General features: G+C 72.3%; 20 protein-coding genes. 7 read left to right on the top strand and 13 right to left on the bottom strand.

The features are described from left to right. Positions 1-60: 60 nt before the first annotated feature. From CTZ28_RS06740 to CTZ28_RS06730, 3 genes are read left to right on the top strand one after another with little or no spacing between them, the layout of a single operon-like run. Positions 61-1443: a ferredoxin reductase family protein gene (locus tag CTZ28_RS06740; protein ID WP_183154285.1), complete on the top strand. Its 1383-nt coding sequence runs from the start codon at positions 61-63 to the stop codon at positions 1441-1443. Between the two features lie 49 nt (positions 1444-1492). Continuing rightward, positions 1493-2275, top strand: a complete 783-nt coding sequence (locus tag CTZ28_RS06735) for an FMN-binding protein (protein ID WP_183154284.1) — start codon at positions 1493-1495, stop codon at positions 2273-2275. A gap of 4 nt (positions 2276-2279) precedes the next feature. Next, on the top strand, positions 2280-3068 hold the full coding sequence (locus CTZ28_RS06730; RefSeq protein WP_121888510.1) for an FAD:protein FMN transferase: 789 nt from the start codon (positions 2280-2282) through the stop codon (positions 3066-3068). A 388-nt stretch (positions 3069-3456) separates the two neighbouring features. Here the strand turns inward: CTZ28_RS06730 and CTZ28_RS06725 are convergent, their stop codons facing one another. From CTZ28_RS06725 to CTZ28_RS06690, 8 genes are all read right to left on the bottom strand, one after another. After that, on the bottom strand, positions 3457-4008 hold the full coding sequence (locus CTZ28_RS06725; RefSeq protein WP_121888307.1) for an arginine repressor: 552 nt from the start codon (positions 4006-4008) through the stop codon (positions 3457-3459). Between the two features lie 7 nt (positions 4009-4015). Next, positions 4016-5215, bottom strand: a complete 1200-nt coding sequence (locus CTZ28_RS06720; RefSeq protein ID WP_121888306.1) for an acetylornithine transaminase — start codon at positions 5213-5215, stop codon at positions 4016-4018. Then, complete coding sequence (gene argB / locus CTZ28_RS06715; RefSeq protein WP_121888305.1) at positions 5212-6126, bottom strand: acetylglutamate kinase; 915 nt, start codon at positions 6124-6126, stop codon at positions 5212-5214. Before argB ends, CTZ28_RS06720 begins: the two co-directional genes overlap by 4 nt. Then, positions 6123-7274, bottom strand: a complete 1152-nt coding sequence (gene argJ, locus CTZ28_RS06710) for a bifunctional glutamate N-acetyltransferase/amino-acid acetyltransferase ArgJ (protein ID WP_121888304.1) — start codon at positions 7272-7274, stop codon at positions 6123-6125. Before argJ ends, argB begins: the two co-directional genes overlap by 4 nt. Before the next feature lie 148 nt (positions 7275-7422). Continuing rightward, positions 7423-8451: an N-acetyl-gamma-glutamyl-phosphate reductase gene (gene argC, locus CTZ28_RS06705; RefSeq protein WP_121888303.1), complete on the bottom strand. Its 1029-nt coding sequence runs from the start codon at positions 8449-8451 to the stop codon at positions 7423-7425. Between the two features lie 67 nt (positions 8452-8518). After that, complete coding sequence (locus CTZ28_RS06700; RefSeq protein ID WP_121888509.1) at positions 8519-8926, bottom strand: GtrA family protein; 408 nt, start codon at positions 8924-8926, stop codon at positions 8519-8521. Between the two features lie 35 nt (positions 8927-8961). Then, complete coding sequence (locus tag CTZ28_RS06695; protein WP_121888302.1) at positions 8962-9912, bottom strand: glycosyltransferase family 2 protein; 951 nt, start codon at positions 9910-9912, stop codon at positions 8962-8964. A 23-nt stretch (positions 9913-9935) separates the two neighbouring features. Continuing rightward, entirely contained in the window at positions 9936-12584 is a 2649-nt protein-coding gene (locus tag CTZ28_RS06690) for a YfhO family protein (RefSeq protein ID WP_121888301.1), read from the bottom strand. A 351-nt stretch (positions 12585-12935) separates the two neighbouring features. Between CTZ28_RS06690 and CTZ28_RS06685 the strand changes: the two genes are divergently transcribed. Beyond that, entirely contained in the window at positions 12936-13388 is a 453-nt protein-coding gene (locus CTZ28_RS06685) for a DUF6314 family protein (protein WP_121888508.1), read from the top strand. Here CTZ28_RS06685 and CTZ28_RS06680 read toward each other — a convergent pair. The 3 genes from CTZ28_RS06680 to CTZ28_RS06670 form a co-directional block, all read right to left on the bottom strand. Further along, positions 13370-13960, bottom strand: a complete 591-nt coding sequence (locus CTZ28_RS06680) for a histidine phosphatase family protein (RefSeq protein WP_121888300.1) — start codon at positions 13958-13960, stop codon at positions 13370-13372. The genes CTZ28_RS06685 and CTZ28_RS06680 overlap by 19 nt on opposite strands. Positions 13961-14033: 73 nt before the next feature. Beyond that, on the bottom strand, positions 14034-14471 hold the full coding sequence (locus CTZ28_RS06675) for a GNAT family N-acetyltransferase (RefSeq protein WP_121888299.1): 438 nt from the start codon (positions 14469-14471) through the stop codon (positions 14034-14036). Between the two features lie 60 nt (positions 14472-14531). Then, a complete protein-coding gene (locus CTZ28_RS06670; protein WP_121888298.1) occupies positions 14532-15965 on the bottom strand; it encodes an aminotransferase-like domain-containing protein in 1434 nt (477 codons plus the stop codon). On the opposite strand from CTZ28_RS06670, the gene CTZ28_RS06665 reads away from it, so the two are divergent. Both CTZ28_RS06665 and CTZ28_RS06660 read left to right on the top strand, forming a co-directional pair. Beyond that, complete coding sequence (locus CTZ28_RS06665; RefSeq protein WP_121888297.1) at positions 15964-16914, top strand: DMT family transporter; 951 nt, start codon at positions 15964-15966, stop codon at positions 16912-16914. The two genes, CTZ28_RS06670 and CTZ28_RS06665, sit on opposite strands and share 2 nt — an antisense overlap. Positions 16915-16926: 12 nt before the next feature. Beyond that, positions 16927-17130, top strand: coding sequence for a DUF1918 domain-containing protein (locus tag CTZ28_RS06660; RefSeq protein ID WP_121888296.1), 204 nt, complete (start codon positions 16927-16929; stop codon positions 17128-17130). On the opposite strand, the gene CTZ28_RS06655 is transcribed toward CTZ28_RS06660, so the two are convergent. Beyond that, on the bottom strand, positions 17131-18441 hold the full coding sequence (locus CTZ28_RS06655; protein WP_121888295.1) for a glycoside hydrolase family 10-like protein: 1311 nt from the start codon (positions 18439-18441) through the stop codon (positions 17131-17133). Positions 18442-18609: 168 nt separating this feature from the next. Between CTZ28_RS06655 and CTZ28_RS06650 the strand changes: the two genes are divergently transcribed. Further along, positions 18610-19479 (top strand): 3-hydroxybutyryl-CoA dehydrogenase, encoded by an 870-nt coding sequence (locus CTZ28_RS06650; RefSeq protein WP_121888294.1) that lies wholly within the window; start codon positions 18610-18612, stop codon positions 19477-19479. 123 nt (positions 19480-19602) lie between these two features. On the opposite strand, the gene CTZ28_RS06645 is transcribed toward CTZ28_RS06650, so the two are convergent. After that, positions 19603-21018, bottom strand: coding sequence for a glycosyltransferase (locus CTZ28_RS06645; protein ID WP_259471492.1), 1416 nt, complete (start codon positions 21016-21018; stop codon positions 19603-19605). Between the last annotated feature and the right edge of the window lie 844 nt (positions 21019-21862).

Below are 21862 nucleotides of genomic sequence, written 5' to 3'. Positions count from 1 at the left end.
ACACTCGGGTGCTATGACGCGTATCTGTGGGTCAAGGGTCCTGTCCCCGACGGAGGAACCGTGACCACCACGCTCGCAGGCGGACGTGCCGCCCGCCGCCAGATGATGCGCCGCATCCGCCCGCGCCGCTCCCCGGCCGTCCCGTTGCTGCTCGTCGTCGCGGCGGGCGCGGTGGGCGTGCTGTGGCTGTGGTGGCACAACACCCCGTCCATCGCCGACGACACCAGCAAGATCCTCAACGCGGGCCGGATCACGGGTCTGCTCGCCGGCTACCTCATGGCGCTGGTGGTGCTGCAGATGGCCCGGGTCCCCGCGCTGGAACGGCGGGTCGGCTCGGACCGGGTGGCCCGCTGGCACGCGATGAGCGGCCGCTACACGCTCTGTCTGGTCCTCGCCCATGTCGTCCTCATCATGTGGGGCTACGCGCTGCAGGCGGGCAGGTCGCTCGGCGACATCGTCCAGCAGACCGTCGAATCCATCGACCAGCTGCCCGACATGGGCAAGGCCGCCATCGGCACGGGGCTGTTCGTGCTCATCGGGCTGACCTCGATCGGCGCGGTCCGCCGCAGGCTGCCGTACGACACCTGGTACCACGTCCATCTGCTGACGTACGCGGCGGTGTTCCTGACGTTCTGGCACCAGATCACCACCGGCAACGACTTCGCCGTCGAACCCACCGCGAAGACCGTCTGGTACGCGCTGTACGGCTCGGTGACCGCGCTGCTGGTCTGGTACCGGATCCTCACCCCGATCCGGCTCAACCTGCGGCACCGGATGCGGGTCGAGGCGGTGATCGAGGAGACCCCGGGCATCGTCTCGGTCCTGATCGGCGGACGGAAGCTGCACCGGATGGGCGCGGAGGCCGGGCAGTTCTTCCGGTGGCGGTTCCTGGCGCCGGGCATGCGGTTCAGCTCGCACCCGTACTCGCTGTCGGCGGCGCCCCGGCCGGACATGCTGCGGATCACCGTGAAGGCGATCGGCGACCACAGCACCCGGCTGCGCGAGCTGCGGCCGGGCACCCGGGTGTGGGCGGAGGGCCCGTACGGCGCGCTCACCGCGTCCCGGCGCAGCCGCGGCAAGGTGCTGCTGGTCGCGGGCGGCGTCGGCATCACGCCGATGCGGGCGCTGTTCGAGACGCTGCCAGGCGCGGCCGGCGATCTGACCCTGTTGTACCGGGCCAACAGCACGCAGGACCTGGCGCTGTGGGACGAGCTGGCGTCGATCGCCGAGGAGCGCGGCGCCCGGCTGATGTACGCGGTCAACAGCCCGGAGGGGGAACGGCCGGACATCTCCGCGGACAACCTCCGGCGGAAGATCCCCGACATCGACCGGCACGACGTCTTCATGTGCGGCCCGCCCGGGTTCGCGCAGTCGGTGTACGAGGCGCTGCGCGGCGCGGGGGTACCCGCCCGGCGCATCCATCACGAGTCGTTCGAAATGTGAGCGACGGACTCTCAGCGGAACCCGACGGGAAATCAGGAGCGCACAAGAGATGCGGAAGAGCCACCCCATACGGCGCGTCGTGCTGGCCACGGCGGCCACCGTGTCCGGAGTCGTCCTGCTGCTGACGCTGAAGCCGGCCTCGGACCCGGCCTCCGCGTCGGCGGCGGGCGCGGCGCCCCAGCAGACGGCGGCGGCGCAGGAGTCGCCTCAGGGCGGAGCGCAGGGCGCCGGATCCGGCACGGTGACCGGTGACGCGGCCCGGACCCAGTACGGGGCCGTGCAGGTACGCCTGACCGTCAGCGGCGGCAGGATCACCGAGGCGGAGGCGGTGCAGGCGCCCAAGGGCGGCACCAGCGACCAGAAGACAGCACTCGCCGTACCCAGACTGAACCAAGCGGCCGTCGCCGCACAGAGCGCCCGGATCGACTCCGTATCCGGCGCCACCTACACCAGCAACGGCTACAAGCAGTCGCTCCAGTCCGCGCTCGACAAGGTGAAGGCGGCGGATTCCGCGCCCGCGTCGCCCGCCGCGCCCTCCTCCGGCGCCGCACAGACCACCTCCCGGACGCTGACCGGCGAGGCCGCCCAGACCCCGTACGGGCCGGTCCAGGTGCGGATCACGGTCACCGACGGGAAGATCACCGAGGCGGAGGCGGTGCAGGCACCCAAGGGCGGCACCAGCGACCAGAAGACAGCACTCGCCGTACCCAGACTGAACCAAGCGGCCGTCGCCGCACAGAGCGCCCAGATCGACTCCGTATCCGGCGCCACCTACACCAGCAACGGCTACAAGCAATCGCTCCAGTCCGCGCTGGACCAGACCGGTGGCTGACGCGGTGGCGGAGCCGGCGGAGACCCCCGCGGCGGTGCGGCACGCGGAGGAGGTCATGGGGACGGTCTTCTCCTTCGACGTCCGCGGCGGGGAACCGGGGACCGTGCGGGCGGCTCTGGACGAGGCGGTCGCCGGACTGCACCGGGTCGACGAGGTGTTCAGCACCTACCGGGAGGACAGCCAGGTCTCCCGGCTGGCCCGGGACGAGCTGACCGTGGCGGACTGCGATCCCGAGGTGGCCGAGGTGCTGGAGCTGGCGGCCGAGGCGGAGCGGTCGAGCGACGGGTGGTTCAGCACGAGGTACCGGGGGCAGCTGGATCCGACCGGGATCGTCAAGGGCTGGGCCGCCGAGCGGGCCGCGCGGCGGCTCGCCGCGGCCGGGGTGACCGGGGTGAGCGTGAACGGCGGCGGCGACGTGCAGATGTTCGGCGTGCCCGAGCCGCACCGGCCGTGGCGGGTCGGGGTGGCGGATCCGCTGCGGCCGGGTGGGCTGGCGGCGGTGGTGTCGGCGGCCGGGGTGGACCGGCTGGCGGTGGCGACGTCCGGGACGGCGGAGCGCGGGGCACACATCGTGGACCCGCGGACCGGGCGTACGGCGGTCACGGACCTGGTGGCGGTGACCGTGATCGCTCCCCGCCTGACCTGGGCGGACTGCTGGGCCACGGCCGCGTTCGCGATGGGCTCGCGGGCCGGACTGAGCTGGCTGGAGTCCCTCCCGGACGTGGAGGCCCTACTCATCACAGCAGGCGACGAGGTCCGCTGCACGGAGGGCCTCCCCACCCGCCTGGGCTGACCAACCCCCTGCCCTCAAAGCATGCCGAGGGGCGCGGACGCACCCCGCACCCAACCAACCACAGCAACCCACCCCCAGGGGCGCGAGGAACTGCGCGACCAGCCACACACAACCCGCACCCAACCAACCACAGCAACCCACCCCCAGGGGCGCGAGGAACTGCGCGACCAGCCACACACAACCCGCACCCAACCAACCACAGCAACCCACCCCCAGGGGCGCGAGGAACTGCGCGACCAGCCACACACAACCCGCACCCAACCAACCACAGCAACCCACCCCCAGGGGCGCGAGGAACTGCGCGACCAGCCACACACAACCCGCACCCAACCAACCACAGCAACCCACCCCCAGGGGCGCGGGGAACTGCGCAACCCGCCGAGAAACCTCAGTGACTGTTCTGCGCCAACCGCAGCAAGTGGGCGGCCAGAGCCGACCCCCCACTCGCCCCCCGACTGATCAGAAGCACCGTGTCGTCGCCCGCGATCGTCCCCAGGATGTCGTGCAGTTCGGCCTGGTCGATGGCGGACGCGAGGAACTGCGCGGCCCCCGGAGGGGTCCGCAGGACCACGAGGTTGGCCGAGGCCTCCGCGGAGATCAGCAACTCCTGGGAGAGGCGCCGCATGCGCTCCTCCTTCGCCGACTCCCCGAGCGGCGCCCGGGGCGTGCGGAACCCGCCCTCGCTCGGCACCGCGTAGATCAGATCGCCGTCGGTGTTGCGGATCTTCACCGCGTTCAGCTCGTCCAGGTCCCGGGAGAGCGTCGCCTGGGTGACGCTCAGCCCGTCGTCGGACAGGAGCTTCGCCAGCTGGCTCTGCGACCGCACCGGCTGCCGGTTGAGGATGTCCACGATCCGGCGGTGCCGCGCGGTCCGGGTCTGCGGCACGGCGGGCCCGGCGGCCTGCTCGTTGTCCTGCCCGTGGTCCTGCTCCTGACTCATCGTCGTCTCATTCTCCGGATCGTCCTTCCCCGTTGACTGCGTCGAGGATGCCGGGCAGCGCCTGGAGGAACGCCTCCGTCTCGTCGTCGCCGAGGGTCAGCGGCGGCATCAGCCGTACGACGTCGGGAGCGGGCGCGTTCACCAGGAAACCGGCCTCCTGAGCCGCCTGCTGGGCCTGCGGCGCGAGCGGCTCGGTGAGCACGATACCGAGGAGGAGGCCCGCGCCCCGGACATGGGCGATCAGCGGATGCCCCAACGCCTCGGCCCCGTCCCGCAACCGCTCGCTCTGCCGCTTGACGTTCTCCAGCAACCCGTCGTTCGCGATCGTGTCGAGGACGGCGAGCCCCGCGGCGCAGGCGACCGGGTTGCCGCCGAAGGTCGTCCCGTGCTGGCCGGGCCCGAGCAGGTCGGCGGCGCGGCCGAAGGCGACCGTGGCGCCCAGCGGCAGCCCGCCGCCGAGGCCCTTGGCGAGGGTGACGACGTCCGGCAGGACGCCCTCGTGGGCCTGGTACTCGAACCAGTTCCCGGTGCGGCCGACGCCGGTCTGCACCTCGTCCAGGACCAGCAGCGAGCCGGTGGCCGCGGTGATCGCGCGGGCCGCCTTCAGATAGCCGGCGGGCGGGACCACGACGCCGTTCTCGCCCTGGATGGGCTCGATGACGACGAGGGCGGTCTCCTCGGTGACCGCGGCGGCCAGCGCCTGCGCGTCGCCGTAGGGCACATGGGTGACGTCGCCGGGCAGCGGCCGGAACGGCTCCTGCTTGCCGGGCTGGCCGGTGAGCGCGAGGGCGCCCATGGTGCGGCCGTGGAAGCCGCCCTCGGTGGCGACCATGTGGGTCCGCCCGGTGCGCCGGCCGATCTTGAAGGCGCCCTCGTTGGCCTCGGCGCCGGAGTTGCAGAAGTACACCCTGCCGTCGCGGCCGAAGAGCTGGAGGAGCCGTTCGGCGAGGGCGACGGGCGGCTCGGCGATGAACAGGTTGGAGACATGGCCGAGGGAGGCGATCTGCCGGCTCACGGCCTCGACGACGGCCGGGTGGGCGTGGCCGAGCGCGTTGACCGCGATGCCGCCCACGAAGTCGAGGTACTCCGTGCCGTCGGCGTCCCACAGCTTCGTGCCGGCGCCGCGCACCAGCGGCAGCCGGGGGGTGCCGTAGTTGTTCATGAGCGCGCCCTGCCACCGCGCGGTCAGTTCCTGATTGCCCGTCATGAGGCGTCCCCCTCCTGCTCGTCGGGCACGACCATCGTGCCGATGCCCTCGTCGGTGAAGATCTCCAGCAGGATCGAGTGCTGGACCCGGCCGTCGATGACCCGGGCGGTGCGCACCCCGCCCCGCACGGCGTGCAGGCAGCCCTGCATCTTCGGCACCATGCCGGAGGACAACTCCGGCAGCAGCTTCTCCAGTTGGGAAGCGGTGAGGCGGCTGATCACCTCGTCGGAGTGCGGCCAGTCCTCGTAGAGGCCCTCGACGTCCGTGAGGACCATGAGGGTTTCGGCGCCCAGGGCCGCGGCGAGCGCCGCCGCGGCCGTGTCCGCGTTGACGTTGTAGACGTGTCCGTCGTCCTGGCTGCGGGCGATGGAGGAGACGACCGGGATGCGGCCGTCGGCGAGCAGGGCCTCGATCGCGCCCGTGTCGATCGCGGTGATCTCGCCCACCCGTCCGATGTCGACCGGTTCGCCGTCGATCTCGGGCAGGTGTTTGGTGGCGGTCATGGTGTGCGCGTCCTCGCCGGTCAGGCCCACGGCGAGCGGCCCGTGCTGGTTGAGCAGCCCCACCAGCTCGCGCTGCACCTGCCCGGCGAGCACCATGCGTACGACGTCCATGGCGTCCTCGGTGGTGACCCTGAGGCCGGCCTTGAACTCGCTGACGATGCCGTGCCGGTCGAGCGCGGCGCTGATCTGCGGGCCGCCGCCGTGCACCACGACCGGTTTGAGGCCGGCGTGCCGCAGGAACACCACGTCCTGGGCGAACGCGGCCTTCAACTCCTCGTCCACCATGGCGTTCCCGCCGAACTTGATGACGACGGTCTTTCCGTGGTGCCGGGTCAGCCAGGGCAGTGCCTCGACGAGGATCCGGGCCTTGGGCAGCGCGTTGTGTTTACGCGTGGTTCCGTTGCTCATGAGCTGTAGGCGCTGTTCTCGTGGACGTATTCGGCGGTCAGATCGTTGGTCCAGATCGTGGCGGTCTCGGTTCCCGCCGCGAGGTCCGCCACGATGTGCACCTCTCGGTAGCGCATGTCGACCAGGTCGCGGTCCTCGCCGACGCCGCCGTTCTTGCACACCCAGACGCCGTTGATGGCGACGTTGAGCCGGTCGGGTTCGAAGGCGGCGGCGGTCGTGCCGATGGCGGACAGGACGCGGCCCCAGTTGGGGTCCTCGCCGTGGATGGCGCACTTGAGGAGGTTGTTGCGGGCGATGGAGCGGCCCACCTCGACGGCGTCGTCCTCGGTGGCGGCGCCCACCACCTCGACCTTGATGTCCTTGCTGGCGCCCTCGGCGTCCTGGATGAGCTGCCGGCCGAGGTCGTCGCAGACCTGCCGTACGGCCTCGGCGAACTCGGCGTACTCCGGGGTGACGCCGGAGGCGCCGGAGGCGAGCAGCAGCACGGTGTCGTTGGTGGACATGCAGCCGTCGGAGTCGACCCGGTCGAAGGTGACCCGGGTGGCGGCGCGCAGCGCCCGGTCCAGTGTTCCGTCGTCGGCGACGGCGTCCGTGGTGAGGACGACCAGCATGGTGGCGAGGCCGGGGGCGAGCATGCCGGCGCCCTTGGCCATGCCGCCGACGGTCCACCCCGCCCCGGTGACCACGGACGTCTTGTGCACGGTGTCGGTGGTCTTGATGGCGATGGCGGCCTTCTCGCCGCCGTGCTCGGAGAGCTGGGCGGCGGCGGCCTCGACGCCCGGCAGGAGCTTGTCCATGGGCAGCAGCACGCCGATCAGGCCGGTGGAGCAGACGGCCACCTCGACGGCGCCCCGGCCGAGGGCCTCGGCCGCCTTCTCGGCGGTGGCGTGCGTGTCCTGGAAGCCCTGCGGGCCCGTGCAGGCGTTGGCGCCGCCCGAGTTGAGGACGACGGCCGAGACCTGGCCGCCCCTGACGACCTGCTCGGACCAGAGCACCGGGGCGGCCTTCACGCGGTTGGAGGTGAAGACCCCCGCGGCGGCCCGGCGGGGCCCGTCGTTGACCACGAGGGCCAGGTCCGGGGTGCCTTTCTGCTTGATCCCGGCGGCGATGCCCGCCGCCGTGAATCCCTTGGCTGCCGTGACGCTCACTGCATCTCCTTGTTCGCTTCTCCGCCCGTGCGGCGCAGCGGTGCGGCTGGCTCCCCCGGTGCCTCGGGAACCCGGGGGGTGCCTCCGGTCGTCCGCGGCCCGGCGGTGCCACGGGCTCCCGCGGCCGCCGCCGGGAGGTACCCCCGGCTCACGGTGCGACTCCGATCGTGGAGAGCCCGGTGGTCTCGTCGAGCCCCAGGGCGATGTTCATGCTCTGGACGGCGCCGCCCGCGGTGCCCTTGGTCAGGTTGTCGATGGCGCTGATCGCGATGATGCGTCCCACGGCGGCGTCGTACGCGACCTGGATCTGAACGGCGTTGGAACCGTGGACGGACGCCGTGGCGGGCCACTGTCCCGGGGGCAGCAGATGGACGAACGGCTCGTCGGCGAGGGCCTTCTCGTAGGCGGCGCGCACCGACTCGGCGGTGACCGGCCCGCGTGCCTTCGCGCTGCAGGTGGCGAGGATGCCACGGGGCATCGGCGCGAGGGTCGGGGTGAAGGAGACGGCGACCCGCTCGCCGGCCGCGGCGCTGAGGTTCTGGATCATCTCGGGCGTGTGCCGGTGCCCGCCCCCGACGCCGTACGGCGACATGGATCCCATGACCTCGCTGCCCAGCAGGTGCGGCTTGGGTGCCTTGCCGGCGCCGGAGGTGCCGGAGGCGGCGACGATCACGGCCTCGGGCTCGGCGAGGCCCGCCGTGTACGCGGGGAACAGGGCGAGCGAGACGGCGGTCGGATAGCAGCCGGGTACCGCGATGCGCTTGGCACCCTCCAGCGCGGCGCGGGCGCCCGGCAGTTCGGGAAGCCCGTACGGCCAGGTCCCGGCGTGCTCGGAACCGTAGAACCGCGTCCAGTCGGCGGCGTCCTGGAGCCGGAAGTCGGCGCCCATGTCGACGACGAGGACATCGGGTCCGAGCTGCTCGGCGACGGCGGCGGACTGCCCGTGGGGCAGGGCGAGGAAGACCACGTCGTGCCCGGCGAGGGCATCCGCGGTGGTCTCGGCCAGCACCCGGTCGGCCAGCGGCAGCAGGTGCGGCTGGAGCGCGCCGAGCCGCTGGCCGGCGTTGGAGTTGCCGGTCAGGGCACCGATCTCGACCTCGGGGTGCGCGAGGAGCAGCCGCAGGACCTCTCCGCCCGCGTATCCGCTCGCTCCGGCCACCGCCGCACGTACCGCCATGACACCCTCCTCCTCGATGGCATGACTATACGTTTCGCTGCACGTTTATGCAATCCTATGCGGGGTCCTATGCAGGGTCCCCTTCGGGGACCCGGGGCAGCATGACCCAGCGGGAGACCACGAAGGTCACCGGAATCGCCGCCATGGACGCGAGCAGGGGCGCGAACCGGCTGCCCGCGTGCAGCACACCGACGATCACATACACACCCGCCGTGGTGATCACGAAATTGGTGGCATTCGTCAGCGGGAACAGCAGGAATTTCCGCCAGGTGGGCCGTGTGCGATAGGTGAACCGGGCATTGAGAAAGAAGGAACCGGTCATACTCAGCAGGAATGCGAATACATGCGCGAAGAGATACGGCAAACGCATCAGGAACAACAAGTAGAGTCCGTAATACGTACCCGTGTTCACGACGCCGACGACGGCGAAGGTGAGGATCTGGCGCGGCAGCGGCCGGGCCGCCGGGCGGGGCATCGGGCGGGGCATCGGGCGGGGCGTCGCGGTACGCATCAAGGGATGAGGTCTTTCGTCCGTTCCACGTTGGTCGCCTTGACCAGGAAGTGCGGGCGCCCCTTGACCTCGTAGTAGATCCGGCCGGTGTACTCGCCGATGACCCCGAGCATGATCATCTGCACCCCGGCGAGGGCGGTGACGACAGTGATGATGGTGACATAGCCGGGCGTGTCCACGCCGTTGACGAGCGCGGCGCCCACGATCCACGCCGTGTACACGCCCGCGCACAGCAGCAGCCCCATGCCCAGGTAGAGGGCGGCGCGCAGCGGCCGGTTGTTGAAGGAGAGCAGTCCGTCGAGGCCGTAGTTGAGCAGGCCGCGCAGCGTCCAGGAGCTGCGCCCGTGGGCGCGCACCGCGTTCGTGTACGCGAAGGTGGTGCTGGGGAAGCCCACCCAGGCGAACAGCCCCTTGGAGAAGCGGTTGTACTCGGTGAGGTCGAGGACCGCGTCCACCACGCGCCGCGACAGCAGCCGGAAGTCGCCGACGCCGTCCACGAGTTCCACGTCCACGAGCCGGTTGACCGTCCGGTAGTACAGCCGGGCGGTGAGAGTACGGGCGATCCCCTCGCCCGTCCTGGTGCGCTTGGCTATGACCTGGTCGTAGCCCTGTCCACGCAGCTCCACCATGCGTTTGATCAGTTCTGGCGGGTGCTGGAGGTCGGCGTCCATGACGACGACGCAGTCCCCGGTGGCGAGCCGCAGACCGGCGAGCAGGGCCGCCTCCTTGCCGAAGTTGCGGCTGAACGAGACGTACCGCACCCGCGCGTCGAGATCGGCGAGTTCCTTCAGGACGACCAGCGTCCGGTCGCGGCTGCCGTCGTCGACGTACACGAACTGTACGTCGTGGCCGAGCGGCAGCAGTTCCTCCGCGACCTTCTGCACCGCTTCGTGGAAGCGTCCGAGGACGTCCTCCTCGTTGTAACAGGGCGCGACGATCGAGATGAGCATGGGTTCTTCCCCCCTGGGGCGGGTCACAGAGCGTGGGTGAGGCGCTCGGGCTGTTCGGGCGTGGGCGTCCGCGGTGCCGCGGCCCGCCGCCGGCGGACGGCGCCGAGGACGCAGAGCAGGATCAGGGTCAGCAGCGCGGCGCCCCCCGCCATCGCGCCAAGCCGCAGTCCCGGCGGGTGGAACGTGCAGCTCAGACTGGTCGCGGAGCCGTCCAGGGGCACCGCGATCAGCCCGTAGTACTCCCCCGCGGGCCGCTCCGCCGCACCGCCCGCGGCGCACCGCCAGCCGGCGATCCGCGGCGCCGCGACGACGGCGGTGCCCTTGCTGCCGGCGGGGAGTTCGGCGCGCAGGGTGCCGTCGTCGACGGTCACCTCGGTGGCCGCGCCGGCCCGGAGCCCGTCGACGGCGGTGCGCAGCGCGGCGGTGTCCAGACAGCCGACCGCCCCGCTGTCCGGCACCCGGCTCGGCCGGTTCGGGGTCAGCTCGATCCGCAGCCGCCCGGAGGCCGGAACCGGACCGAGCGGTTGCATGGCGGCGGTCTGGGTGCCCTCCGCGTCGGACCGGAACCGGGCGTCCGGCCCGCCGCCGGCCAGCCGCGCGGTGCCCGAGAAGTGCGGCGCCCACAGGAACACCCGGTCGCCGGCCGCACAGCGCGCCGTGATCGTGGGCGCGGGCAGGTCGGTGCCGCGGGCCGGTGCGGTGACGAGCAGCCCCTGGCGACGAGTGTCGCCGGGCTGCGGCGGACTGCCCGTGCCGGTGCGCAGCGTCGCGCGGGGCAGGGTGTAGACGCGGCTGCCGAGCAGCCGCTCCTGGTTGCGGTACGGAGACGGCCCGAAGGCCGGGACCCCGGTGTGCGCCGGGGTGCCGGGCGGGCGCACGGTCACCAGGGGCGGCACCTCTTCGCGGGACACGGTCACCGGGCCGCCGCCCTGCGGCAGCCAGGGCTGGTGCGGGTCCGGCGGGGAGTGCACCCGCGCGCCGACGGAGAAGACCGCGTCCGTGACGGGGTTGTCCAGGCTCTGCAGGCTCCGGCCCCGCGAGGTCCAGCCGCCGCCGAGCGCGGTGAGGGTACGGCTGAGCACGTCGGAGGTGAGACTGCTGTAGTACTGGGCGCCCTGACCGCCCACCATCAGCGGGTCGTTGGCGACGGTCTGGTCCCGGCCCGGTTCGGTGCGGTAGCGGGGCCAGCCGTCGGCGCCCGCGATCGCGTCGGCCTGTCGCTGCTGCCGCTCGCCCCAGGGCGCGTAGTCGTCGAGGTGGTCGAGGCGCTGCCGGCTGGCCACCGCGGAGGTCGCGGCGGTCTCGCCGAGCTGTCCGCCGACGAGCAGCGCGACGGCGCAGCCGGCCAGTACGGCGCTCCGGCGCCCGGTGGCCGGCCGGCCATGGCCCTCCGTGGCGAGCAGGGCGAGCCCGCCGAGCGCGCCCACGACGGCCGGCAGGAGGACCACCCAGGTGTAGCCGTGCACCAGCGTGCTGCGGCTCGCGACGGCGGCGATCAGCGCGAGCAGCGCGCTCGCCGCGCCCAGCGCACGCCAGTCGGGCGGGCCGTGGGAGAGGGTGTGCCAGGCGGCGATGACCAGTACCGCGCACAGGACGAACGCCTCCCGGTAGGCGCTGCCCTGCGGGGTGGCGAAGGCGTGCCAGACCAGTTGGGTGGGCGGCCACTGCAACGACAGGGTCACCAGGATCACGAGCAGTGTCCAGCCCGCGCGCACCCGCCGGGGCACCGCCCGGTGGAACGGCAGGGCGAGCGCGAGCAGCAGCGCGGTGACGCCCACGTACAGGGCCGGGGTGCTGAAGCTGTACGTCGTCGGCAGCAGCCGGGCCAGCAGGTCGTCCACGGCGACCGGGACGAAGTGCCCCTCGCGGCCCGGGTAGGCGTGCTTGGTGCCGAAGTACACGACCGCCACCAGCGGTGCGGCCAGGCCGATGCCGAGTACGACGGTGCCGACGGCCCGGCCGGCCGCCGCCAGCGCCTGCCGGCGCGGGAGTTCGGCGAGCAGCAGCCGGAGCAGCAGCACCAGTCCGGCGGCGAGGGTGGCCATGTAGGCGGTGTAGAAGTTGGCGATCCAGGCGAGCGCGACGACCAGCACGCCGAGGACCGGCCGCCGGCGCCGCAGGGTCCACTCGCCGACCAGGCACAGCAGCGGCAGGGCGATCAGGCCGTCGATCCACATCGGGTTGTAGATGGAGACGGCCACGGCCCAGCCGCACAGGGCGTAGGAGGCGCCCAGCAGGCCGGCCGCCCACCAGCGGCCGGGGCGCAGGGCGAGCAGCAGCCAGGCCATGGCGGCGCCGGCGGCCGCCGTCTTCAGCACGGTGACGACGTACACCGCGAGATCGATCTCGTCCCGCGGGAACACCGCGACGAGCAGGGCGAACGGGCTGCCGAGGTAGGTGCCGACGTCGGGCAGGAAGCTGGCGCCGAAGCCGGACTGCCAGTTGACGAGGAGCCCGCCGTCGGCCCGGCCGTGCAGCAGGTCCCAGAGGTGGGCGTGGAAGGGCACGTACTGGTTGCCCAGGTCGTTGACGCTGCGGGTGCGGGGGCCGAACGGGTAGCACCGGGCGAGCGCGTCGGCCGCGCAGAGCGCGGTGACGGTGAGGGCCGCGGCGAGCAGGGCTGCGGTTCGCCCGGTGACGCGGCTGTCACCGGGCGGGGTCGGGCGGTGCATTCTCGGGAGGCCCCCAGAGGAAATTCGGGACGCACGGCGTCCGGGCCGGGGGTGTCGATCCCCGCGCTTCGCCGATTCGCCGGGTTAGACGGACCTGGTTTCCGGATGGTTGTGTCACCAACGCAAACTGATGCCCACAATTCCGAATATCGTGCGTTGCAAAAATCCCCGCCGACAACCGAGAAAACAAAAGCTTTCGAGAACGTGTGCATCACGTGAATACGGGCGAGCGGCCCGGTGACCGGCGCCCGCGGGGACGCCTGCCCGGAACGGGTGCCTGTGCGTCGGGACATAGGGTCGGGACGAGGAAGGCATGAGCAGGACGTGAGCGGGGATGGGGACGTGGACGGCATGACGACGGACGGCGGACTCCGGCCCGTGCCGGACGTACTGACGTATCTGGCCGGGCGCTGGCGCGTGGAGCGCACCGTGCGGGATCTGGCGGGCGGTGCCGCAGGACGCTTCGCGGGCACCACCGTCTTCAGCCCGCTGACCGGCGGCGGGCTGCTGCACGAGGAGTCCGGCACGTTCACCTGGCAGGGGGTGTCGCGGCCCGCCGAGCGGACCCTGCGCTTTCTGCCGGGTGCCGTCGCGGGCACGGCGGACGTCCGCTTCGCCGACGGGCGGCCCTTCCACGACCTGGACCTGACCTCCGGCCGCCATGTCGCCGACCACCCGTGCGTGGCGGACCTCTACCGGGGCGAGTTCACCGTCCGGGACGCGGACCACTGGCGGACGGTGTGGCGTGTGGGCGGCCCCGCGAAGGACCTCCTTCTCGTCACCGACTACGGGCGCGCGGCCTGAGCCGGCGCGCCGTCGACGCGGAGGTTCCAGCGGCCCGCCCGGCCGGTGACCGTGGTCGCGGACAGCGGCCGGACGTCGATGTTCCAGTACGTCGCGGGCGGCGCCTTCAGCACATAGACGAGGGCCGCGCGGATCACCGAGGGCTCGGCCACGGCGACGATGCGGCCGTCGGCGGCGGGCCGGGTGTCCAGCCAGCCGCCGACCCGGGAGATGAAGGCCAGCAGCGACTCACCGCCGTGCGGGGTGGAGCGCGGATCGGCGAGCCAGGCGTCCACCGACGCCGGCTCCCGGGCCATCGCCTCGCCCAGGGTGAGCCCCCGCCACCGGCCCATGTCGCAGTCCCGCAGGGCGAGTTGCACCAGGGGCGCATATCCCAGGGCGTCACCGGTCGCCCGGCTGCGGGGAGTCGGCGAGCAGTAGCGCAGGTCGGCCGCCGCGAGCGGCCGTAACTCCCCCGCGCCCCGCAGCACCTCGTCCCAGCCCGCCTGGTCCAGCGGTCGGTCGTCCTCGAAGCGCTCGGCGAGCAGCGGTGAACTGCGCGCGGCGGCGACGAACGTCACCCGAAGTGGCATGCGGTGATGGTGTGCCGCTCAAGTACCCAGGTCAAGAGGGCCTGCCTGGCGGATACCGAGGGTGCCCGGGACGTTACTCGAATACGTGCACCATCCACTGGTCCGGCCGGTGGAGCGGGGTGAAGCCGAGCTTCGCGTAGACCCCGTGCGCGTCGTCGGTGGCCAGCAGGAGACGGCGCAGCCCGAACGGCCGCAGGTGCTCGACCACGGCCCCGGCCAGCGCCGTGCCGATGCCCTTGGCACGCGCCGACGGCTCGACGTACACGTCGGCGAGCCAGGCGAACAGCGCCCGGTCGGTCACCACGCGCGCATACGCGACCTGCGCACCCGACACCGTGTCGTACACCCCGAAGTTGAGCGAGGAGGCGACCGCGGTCTCCTGCTTCTCGCGGGGGCGGCCCTTCGCCCAGTAGGCGTCCGTCGACAGCCACCCGTGCACGCGCTCGATGTCGACGCGCTCGCGGTCGGCGGAGAACTCGTATCCCTCGGGCAGCCCGTATGCGTCGTTCATGCGGCGATGCTGCCGGCCTGCCGCACGCACGTCGATCGGATTCCCGCCGGCGGGCTCCGGCTAGAGGACCTCGTCGCAGGCCGTGCGCAGCCGCCGAAGTCCCTCGCTGATGTCCGCGGTTCCGGAGACCGCGGCGAAGCTCAGCCGGACGTGCGGCGCCGGAGGTTCGGCGCTGAAGTAGGGGCGGCCCGGAGTGAGGGCGACGCCCGCGCGCAGGGCCGCGGCGGTCAGGGCGGCCTCGTCGGTGCCGTCGGGCAGGCGGAGCCACAGGTGGTAGCCGCCGGACGGGACGTGCGGCAGGGCGAGTTCGGGCAGCCGCAGCCGCAGGCCCGTCGTCATGGCGGTGCGCCGGGCGGTCAACTCGGCCGACAGGGCACGCAGATGACGTGGCCAGGCGGGCGAGCCGACGAGTTCGAGCGCGGCCTCCTGGAGCGGCCGTGACACGAAGAACGTGTCGACCACCTGGATGGCGCGCAGCCGTTCCAGCACCGGACCTCGCGCGGCCAGCGCGCCCACCCGGAAGCTGGGCGAGGTCGCCTTGGTCAGCGAGCCGACATGCACGACGACGCCGTCCGCGTCGTCCGCGGCCAGCGGTCGCGGCAGCGGCCCGGCGTCGGTGTGCACCAGCCGGCGCACGAAGTCGTCCTCGATCACGAAGGCGCCGGCCGCCCGGGCGATCCGCAGCACCTCGGCCCGCCGGTCGGGCGCGAGCACGGCGCCTGTCGGGTTCTGGAACAGGGGCTGGCAGACGAAGACCCGGGCGCCGCTCGCCCGGAACGCGTCGGCGAGCAGCTCCGGCCGCACCCCGTCCGGGTCCACCGGCACGGGCACGGGGCGCAGCCCGGCCGCGCGGGCGAGCGCCAGCATGCCCGGGTAGGTCGGCGACTCGACGAGCACCGGCGCGCCGGGCGGGGCGAGCGCCCGCAGCGCGGTGGCGAGCGCGGTCTGTCCGCCCGCCGCTACCAGCACCTCGGCCGCCGTGACGCCGCCGCCGATGCCGCGCGCGAACCACTCCCGCAGCTCGGGAAGGCCCTCCAAGGGCGGGCGCTCCCAGGCACCGGGCCGACGCCCGGCGCGGGCGAGCGCCGCCGCCATGGCCCGCTCGGGCTGCAGCGAGGGATGCAGATAGCCGCCGTTGAACTCCAGCACGCCGGGCGGCGGCGCGGCGAGGCAGACGGTGACCCCGGAGGCGTCGACGGTGCGGGGCACGAGGTCGGCGGCGCCGTCGGCGCTCAGCGCGACCTCCTGCCAGGAGGTGTCCCCGTCGGGCGCGGCCGGGGTGCGGGGCCGCGCCCGGAACGCCCCGGCGCCGGGCCGGGTGACCACCAGCCCCTCGGCTGACAGCTGCGCCAGGGCCCGGGAGACCGTCACCGGGCTCACCCGGAACCGTTCGACGAGGGACCGGCTCGACGGGAGCTTTCCACCCGGTGGATAGCGGTCGAGCTCCTGTCGCAGCCGTTCCGCCAGTTCACCGACGCTGCTACGCTCGTGCATGAGAGTAAAGAGTAGCGCTACTGACCGCACCCGGATAGCGGTCACCGGCCCCGGCGAGCAGGTCGGCCTCGGCACCCTCCAGGCCGCCCTGGGCGTCGTCGCCTTCTCCCTCACTTTTCCGGCCACCGCCTGGGGCCTTGAGGGCTTCGGGCCCTGGTCCCTGGTGGCCGTCCGCAGCGTGCTGGCCGCGGTGATCGCGGGCTGCTGTCTGTGCGTGGCCGGCGCGTCCCGGGAGCGGGGGCGGACGCGAGGGCGCATCCCGCTGCCCGACCGCGGGCAGTTGCCGGGCCTCGCCGTGGTCGGCGCCGGGGTGGTGCTCGGCTTCCCGCTGCTGACCACGCTCGCCCTGGAGACCTCCACCACCGCGCACGCCGCCGTCGTCGTCGGCCTGCTGCCGCTGACCACCGCGCTGCTGTCGGCCCTGCGCATGGGCACCCGCCCCTCCCGCACCTTCTGGGCGGCGGCGCTGGCGGGCGCGGCGGCGGTACTCGCCTTCACCGTGCAGCAGAGCGGCGGATCGCTCACGGCCGCCGACGGCTTCCTGTTCGCGGCACTGCTGGTGTGCGCGGCCGGCTATACCGAGGGCGGCCGGCTGGCCCGGGTCATGCCGGGATGGCAGGTCATCGGCTGGGCCCTGGTGCTGTGTCTGCCGCTGACGGTGCCGGCCGCCGTGCTGGCGCTGTCGTACGAGCCCGTGCGGCTGACCGCGCACGGCGTGGCCGGGCTGCTGTGGGTCGCGGCGGGCTCGCAGTTCCTCGGTCTGGTCGTCTGGTACCGGGGCATGGCGGCCATCGGCATCCCGAGGGCCAGCCAGTTGCAGTTGGCGCAACCGCTGCTCACACTGGTGTGGTCGGTGCTGCTGCTGGGCGAGCACCTCACGGCGGCTGCCCCGCTGACCGCCGCCGCGGTGCTCGTGTGCATCGCCGTCACCCAACGATCACGTTCGTGAGGAGGCCCGCAGATGCGTGCAACCGTGGGCGACCAGCTTGTCCAGCACGGCAGGGTGGTCGGCCAGCACGACCAGGTCTCGGAGGTCGTCGAAGTGATGGGCACCGAGGGCAACCCGCCCTACCGTGTGCGCTTCCCGGACGGACACGAGGCCGTGATGGCTCCCGGCCCCGACTGCGAAATCCGTCACCGGAGCCAGGAACCCCAGGCCCAGTAGTCAGCGCGGGGGCTGCGCCGGCTGCCGGTAGTGGTCGGCGACGACCCGTGCCATCGCCCCGACCGGATCCCGCGCCAGGTCCCGGGCGGCGAAGAAGACGTGCCCGCGCACCTGCGCGTGGCCGGCGGCGAGGGTGAGGTGCCGGGACAGCTCGGCCGGGTCCTGCCACTCGGCGGGCTGCCCCGCAGCACCCGTCTTGTACAGCGCCTCGCCGATGTAGAGGCGTGTCCTCGTGCCCTTGGCCACCTCGGCCCACCAGGGCACGAGTCTGGCGTAGTCGGCGGCGGCGAAGCCGATGTTCCAGTACACCTGCGGGACGATGTAGTCGAGCCAGCCCTCCCGGACCCACTTGCGGGTGTCCGCGTGCAGGTCGTCGTACGTCTGCACGCCCGCCCGGGTGTCCGAGCCGCGGCTGTCGCTGGACGCGTTGCGCCACACCCCGAACGGGCTGATCCCGAACTGGGTGCCGGGCCGGAGCTGCCGGATCCGCGCGGCCGTCTCGCGCACCAGCTTGTCGATGTTGTCGCGGCGCCAGGCCGCCCGGTTCACGAAGCCGCCGCCGTACGCGTCGTACGCGGCGTCGTCGTCGAAGCTCTGCCCGGCGACCGGGTACGGGTAGAAGTAGTCGTCGAAGTGGACGGCGTCCACCGGGTACCTGGCCACCGCGTCCAGCATCGCGTCCTGCACGAAGGCGCGGACCTGCGGCAGGCCCGGGTTGTAGTAGAGCCGGCCGCCGTGGCGCACCACCCAGTCCGGGTGCCTGCGGGCCGGGTGGGAGGCGACCAGCCGGGCGGGGTCGGCGTGCAGCGCGATCCGGTACGGGTTGAACCAGGCGTGCAACTGAAGACCGCGGGCGTGCGCCTCGGCCACGGCGGTGCCCAGCGGGTCCCAGCCCGGGGACCTGCCCTGGGTGCCGGTGAGGTACTCGGACCACGGCTCGTGGGGCGAGGGCCACAGCGCGTCCGCGGTCGGCCGCACCTGGAGGATCACCGTGTTGAGGCGGTCGCGGACGGCCCGGTCGAGGTGGGCGATCAGCTCGGCGCGCTGTGCGGCGGCGGTCAGGCCCGGCTTCGTGGGCCAGTCGCGGTTGTCGACCGTCGCCAGCCACACACCCCGCAGCTCGGCGGAGTCCCGCCTCCGCGGTGCCGCCGCACTGCCCGGCGCCGCCGCACCGCCCGGCGCCGCCGCACCGCCCGGCGTCGGCGCGACGCCCGCGGCCGGCGCGCCGCCGGGTGCCGCCGCCGCGCCGGGTGCCGTCACCAGCGTCGACAGCGCCGCCGCCGCGAACACCCGGCGTGAGACTGGCCTCATCTGCGCACCCCCATACACTGCGGATCCGTACCGTCGTGGATCGTCCGGGGCCCCAGGATGCCCCGACCCGCACGATCGATCTTCGATACTTGGGAGTAACGTGCACGATCGGAGCAGGCGCCCGACCCAAAGGCCCTGCGCCGGCCGTGGATCAGCGAAAGGGACGATGTGACGGGCAGCTCAGATATCGCACGCGTCGGGGTGGTCGGCTGCGGTCAGATGGGGGCGGGCATCGCCGAGGTCTGCGCCCGCGCCGGTCTGGACGTCAAGGTCGCCGAGACCACCGGCGAGGCCCTGGAGATCGGCCGCACCCGGCTGTTCAACTCCCTGGCCAAGGCCGCCGAGCGCGGCAAGATCAGCGAGGCGGAACGGGACTCCGCGCAGGCCCGTCTCGGCTTCACCACCGACCTCGGCGAGTTCGCGGACCGCGACCTGGTCATCGAGGCCGTCGTCGAGAACGAGCAGGTGAAGACGGAGATCTTCCAGGTGCTCGACCAGGTGGTGACCCGCTCGGACGCGATCCTGGCCTCCAACACCTCCTCCATCCCGCTGGTGAAGCTGGCGGTCGCCACGGGCCGCCCCGACCACGTCGTCGGCATCCACTTCTTCAACCCGGCCCCGGTGCAGCAGCTCGTCGAGCTGATCCCGGCGCTCACCACCTCCGAGGGCACGCTCAGCCGCGCGCAGCTGTTCGCGGAGAAGGTGCTGGGCAAGCACGCCATCCGCGCCCAGGACCGGTCCGGTTTCGTGGTCAACGCGCTGCTCGTGCCCTATCTGCTGTCCGCGGTCCGGATGTTCGAGTCCGGCATCGCGGGCCGCGAGGACATCGACAACGGCATGGAGCTGGGCTGCGCCCATCCGATGGGCCCGCTGAGGCTGTCCGACCTGATCGGCCTGGACACCATCGTCTCCATCGCCGACTCGATGTACGAGGAGTACAAGGAGCCGCTCTACGCCGCTCCCCCGCTGCTCCAGCGCATGGTCGAGGCGGGCCGCCTCGGCCGCAAGACCGGCTCCGGCTTCTACACTTACGGCTGAGCTGCACGAACACCGCCGCGCACGTCGCGCTGCACGCCGGCGTAGGTGTGCCGCCAACGTGGTGCGTCATCTCCCGCGACGCCTGCCACCCCCAGCGCGGGGACATGTCCGGGGGCGGAGGTCTCAGTACGACGGGGACGCAGGTGCCCGGTACTGCGGGAGCTGCGGGGCCGACTCGTCGTAGGGGTCGAGCATCTTGGCGTGCACCGGCTCCGGCGCTGCCGTGGCGGCCGGAGCACCGAGGGATACTTCCGCGCCGTTCTGCCGGGTCCCCCATCCGGTCCTGGCGCAGGTGAAGATGCCGTACCAGCGCATGAAGCGCAGGTGGGTCCAGGCCAGCACCACCGCGAGCGGCATCATGAGCCAGGTGGTGAACTGGTACCGGACGCGCACGTCGGAGCGGATGATGCCGAGGTACCGCAGCCCCTGCGCGTAGGCGATGAGGAAGGGGATCACGAGCATGGTCGACGGCGGCATGTTGGCGAAGTAGAACGGCTCGACGAGCAGGATCCAGACCGTGACCATCTGGGTGAGGATCATCTGGAGCCAGCGCAGGGCGTGCAGCCAGTACGCGGGCCGGTTCACCGGCAGGTACCGAGCGCGCCAGATCGAGCGGATCGTCGACCCGCGCATCCACCGCAGGTACATCTTCGTGAAGTGCTTCCACCTCTCCGGCATGGCGGAGAAGCAGATCGCCGACGGCTGCTGCACGGTCAGGCCGCGCTCCTGGGCGTACAGGGTGAGCAGCGAGTCGTCGGAGAACATCACGGGGCGGCCCATGAAGGTCTCGTTGAGGTAGCTGTCGAGGTTGTCGCGGACCACGGCCGCCCGGTAGGCGGCGAGCGGACCCGAGTTGACCATGACGGCGCCAACCGCGCTCTGGCCGGAGCGGTCCACGAGCTGGCAGACGACGAACCACAGGTCGGTGATCCTCACCAGCCAGTTCGCGCGGACGTTCGCGGCCACGATGAGCCCGGCCACCGACTGCACACGCGGCCGGGCGAAGGGGATGAGTACCTGCTCCACCGCGTTCGGCGCGAAGATCGAGTCGGAGTCACAGGTGATGTAGATGTCGGCGTCGGGACTGACCCGGACGGCGTGGGCCTGGGCATGCCGCTTCCCGCCGTTGGGGACGCGCTGCCAGGTCGTCTCGACTCCGGCCGCATGGGCGGCGGGTTCCCACCAGGCTCGGACGTCGGCATAGTCCGTGTTCCTGGAGCCGTCATCCACGACGTGCACGGAGCTGGGCAGGCGTGTCTGCCGCAGGAACGACTCCAGACCGGCCTGCAGATAGCCGGGGTCCTCGTTGTAGGCGGGAATGATGATCGCCACGTGCAGTTCGTTGAGTTGCCGGGCGATACGCGGTGTCATTTTCCTGGGGCGCTCAAGGTGGTACATGAACGTCTGCAGGATGAAGACGAGGAAGAGGACGATCCAGACGATGGTCAGGCGGCTGGTGGTCTTCGGGTCGAACTCGAAGGCTACGACTGCGTGATGGGCAGTCCATGCGGTTGCCAGCAGAAGAACGACGATGCTCATGAGGACAGTCGCTGACCGGTGTCGGTGAGCCGCCAGCACCGGATCACGGCTACGTTCTCCGCTCACTCCTTACGGCGCCGACTGCTGCGACTGATGGGTGCAGCCTGTCCGGCGGGAAGGTCGGGGCGGAACCGGAAGCGGAGGCAGACGAGCCCCACTCCGAGGAGTACGACGGCGGCTGCTGCGATCCAGCCGCCGAGCGGGTAAGCGACACTCCCGATGGCCAGCGTCGGAAGCCCCGTCTGCGCAAGCTGCGCGTGACCAGACATATGACAATCCCCCCTGGATTCTGTAAAGGTTCTGGCGAGTGCGCTCATCATATGAACGTCGGCTTCCTTCCTGACTGCTGCCGACTCCTTTATGACTCACCTCAAGGGCTGAAGAACTACGGCAGTTGAGAGAGGCGCCGGTGGGCGGCAGGTTCGAGTGCGACGCGCGTCCGGAGCACTCACCACCGGCTCCACCGCCCTCGTCCGCCGCCCTGGGCGCCCGCCTCCTGCTGTACCTGACGTAGCGCCATGCACGCGCTCTACCAGTACTGCTGCGGCTGCTCACCGCCACCTGGACACTCGCCGCCCGGCGGGCCGGAAAGCCGACGCCCGCACCCGCCGCCGGGGACGTCCCCGCTGCCCCCGCGGAGCCCCCGGGGCAGGCCGCCCGCGAGCTCCTGCTGGAGGTCATGGGGGACGCCGACAAGGTGCACCTGAACACCGTCCTCGCCCACCTCCACGACCACGGCCAGTGGATGACTCTCAGCTACGACTTCGGAGTCGCTCCGCCTTGCGGAGGTGGCTACTACGGTGGCTCGTGGTACGGGGCAACGTCCCCATCTGGCCCGGGTCCC

This window comes from Streptomyces shenzhenensis (genome assembly GCF_003688995.1).
In the GTDB taxonomy this organism is placed as follows: Bacteria; Actinomycetota; Actinomycetes; order Streptomycetales; family Streptomycetaceae; genus Streptomyces; species Streptomyces shenzhenensis_A.
Note: the sequence above shows the minus strand (reverse complement) of the source record. Positions and strands in the feature narration are given on the sequence as shown.

Coding starts and splice junctions, on each gene's coding strand:
- CTZ28_RS06645 (WP_259471492.1), bottom strand. CDS start 21,018: ATGAGCATCGTCGTTCTTCTGCTGGCAACCGCATGGACTGCCCATCAC.
- CTZ28_RS06685 (WP_121888508.1), top strand. CDS start 12,936: ATGACGACGGACGGCGGACTCCGGCCCGTGCCGGACGTACTGACGTAT.
- CTZ28_RS06735 (WP_183154284.1), top strand. CDS start 1,493: ATGCGGAAGAGCCACCCCATACGGCGCGTCGTGCTGGCCACGGCGGCC.
- CTZ28_RS06680 (WP_121888300.1), bottom strand. CDS start 13,960: ATGCCACTTCGGGTGACGTTCGTCGCCGCCGCGCGCAGTTCACCGCTG.
- argB (WP_121888305.1), bottom strand. CDS start 6,126: ATGAGCAACGGAACCACGCGTAAACACAACGCGCTGCCCAAGGCCCGG.
- CTZ28_RS06670 (WP_121888298.1), bottom strand. CDS start 15,965: ATGCACGAGCGTAGCAGCGTCGGTGAACTGGCGGAACGGCTGCGACAG.
- CTZ28_RS06660 (WP_121888296.1), top strand. CDS start 16,927: ATGCGTGCAACCGTGGGCGACCAGCTTGTCCAGCACGGCAGGGTGGTC.
- CTZ28_RS06655 (WP_121888295.1), bottom strand. CDS start 18,441: ATGAGGCCAGTCTCACGCCGGGTGTTCGCGGCGGCGGCGCTGTCGACG.
- CTZ28_RS06695 (WP_121888302.1), bottom strand. CDS start 9,912: ATGCTCATCTCGATCGTCGCGCCCTGTTACAACGAGGAGGACGTCCTC.
- CTZ28_RS06700 (WP_121888509.1), bottom strand. CDS start 8,926: ATGCCCCGCCCGGCGGCCCGGCCGCTGCCGCGCCAGATCCTCACCTTC.
- CTZ28_RS06665 (WP_121888297.1), top strand. CDS start 15,964: ATGAGAGTAAAGAGTAGCGCTACTGACCGCACCCGGATAGCGGTCACC.
- CTZ28_RS06675 (WP_121888299.1), bottom strand. CDS start 14,471: ATGAACGACGCATACGGGCTGCCCGAGGGATACGAGTTCTCCGCCGAC.
- CTZ28_RS06725 (WP_121888307.1), bottom strand. CDS start 4,008: ATGAGTCAGGAGCAGGACCACGGGCAGGACAACGAGCAGGCCGCCGGG.
- argC (WP_121888303.1), bottom strand. CDS start 8,451: ATGGCGGTACGTGCGGCGGTGGCCGGAGCGAGCGGATACGCGGGCGGA.
- CTZ28_RS06690 (WP_121888301.1), bottom strand. CDS start 12,584: ATGCACCGCCCGACCCCGCCCGGTGACAGCCGCGTCACCGGGCGAACC.
- CTZ28_RS06720 (WP_121888306.1), bottom strand. CDS start 5,215: ATGACGGGCAATCAGGAACTGACCGCGCGGTGGCAGGGCGCGCTCATG.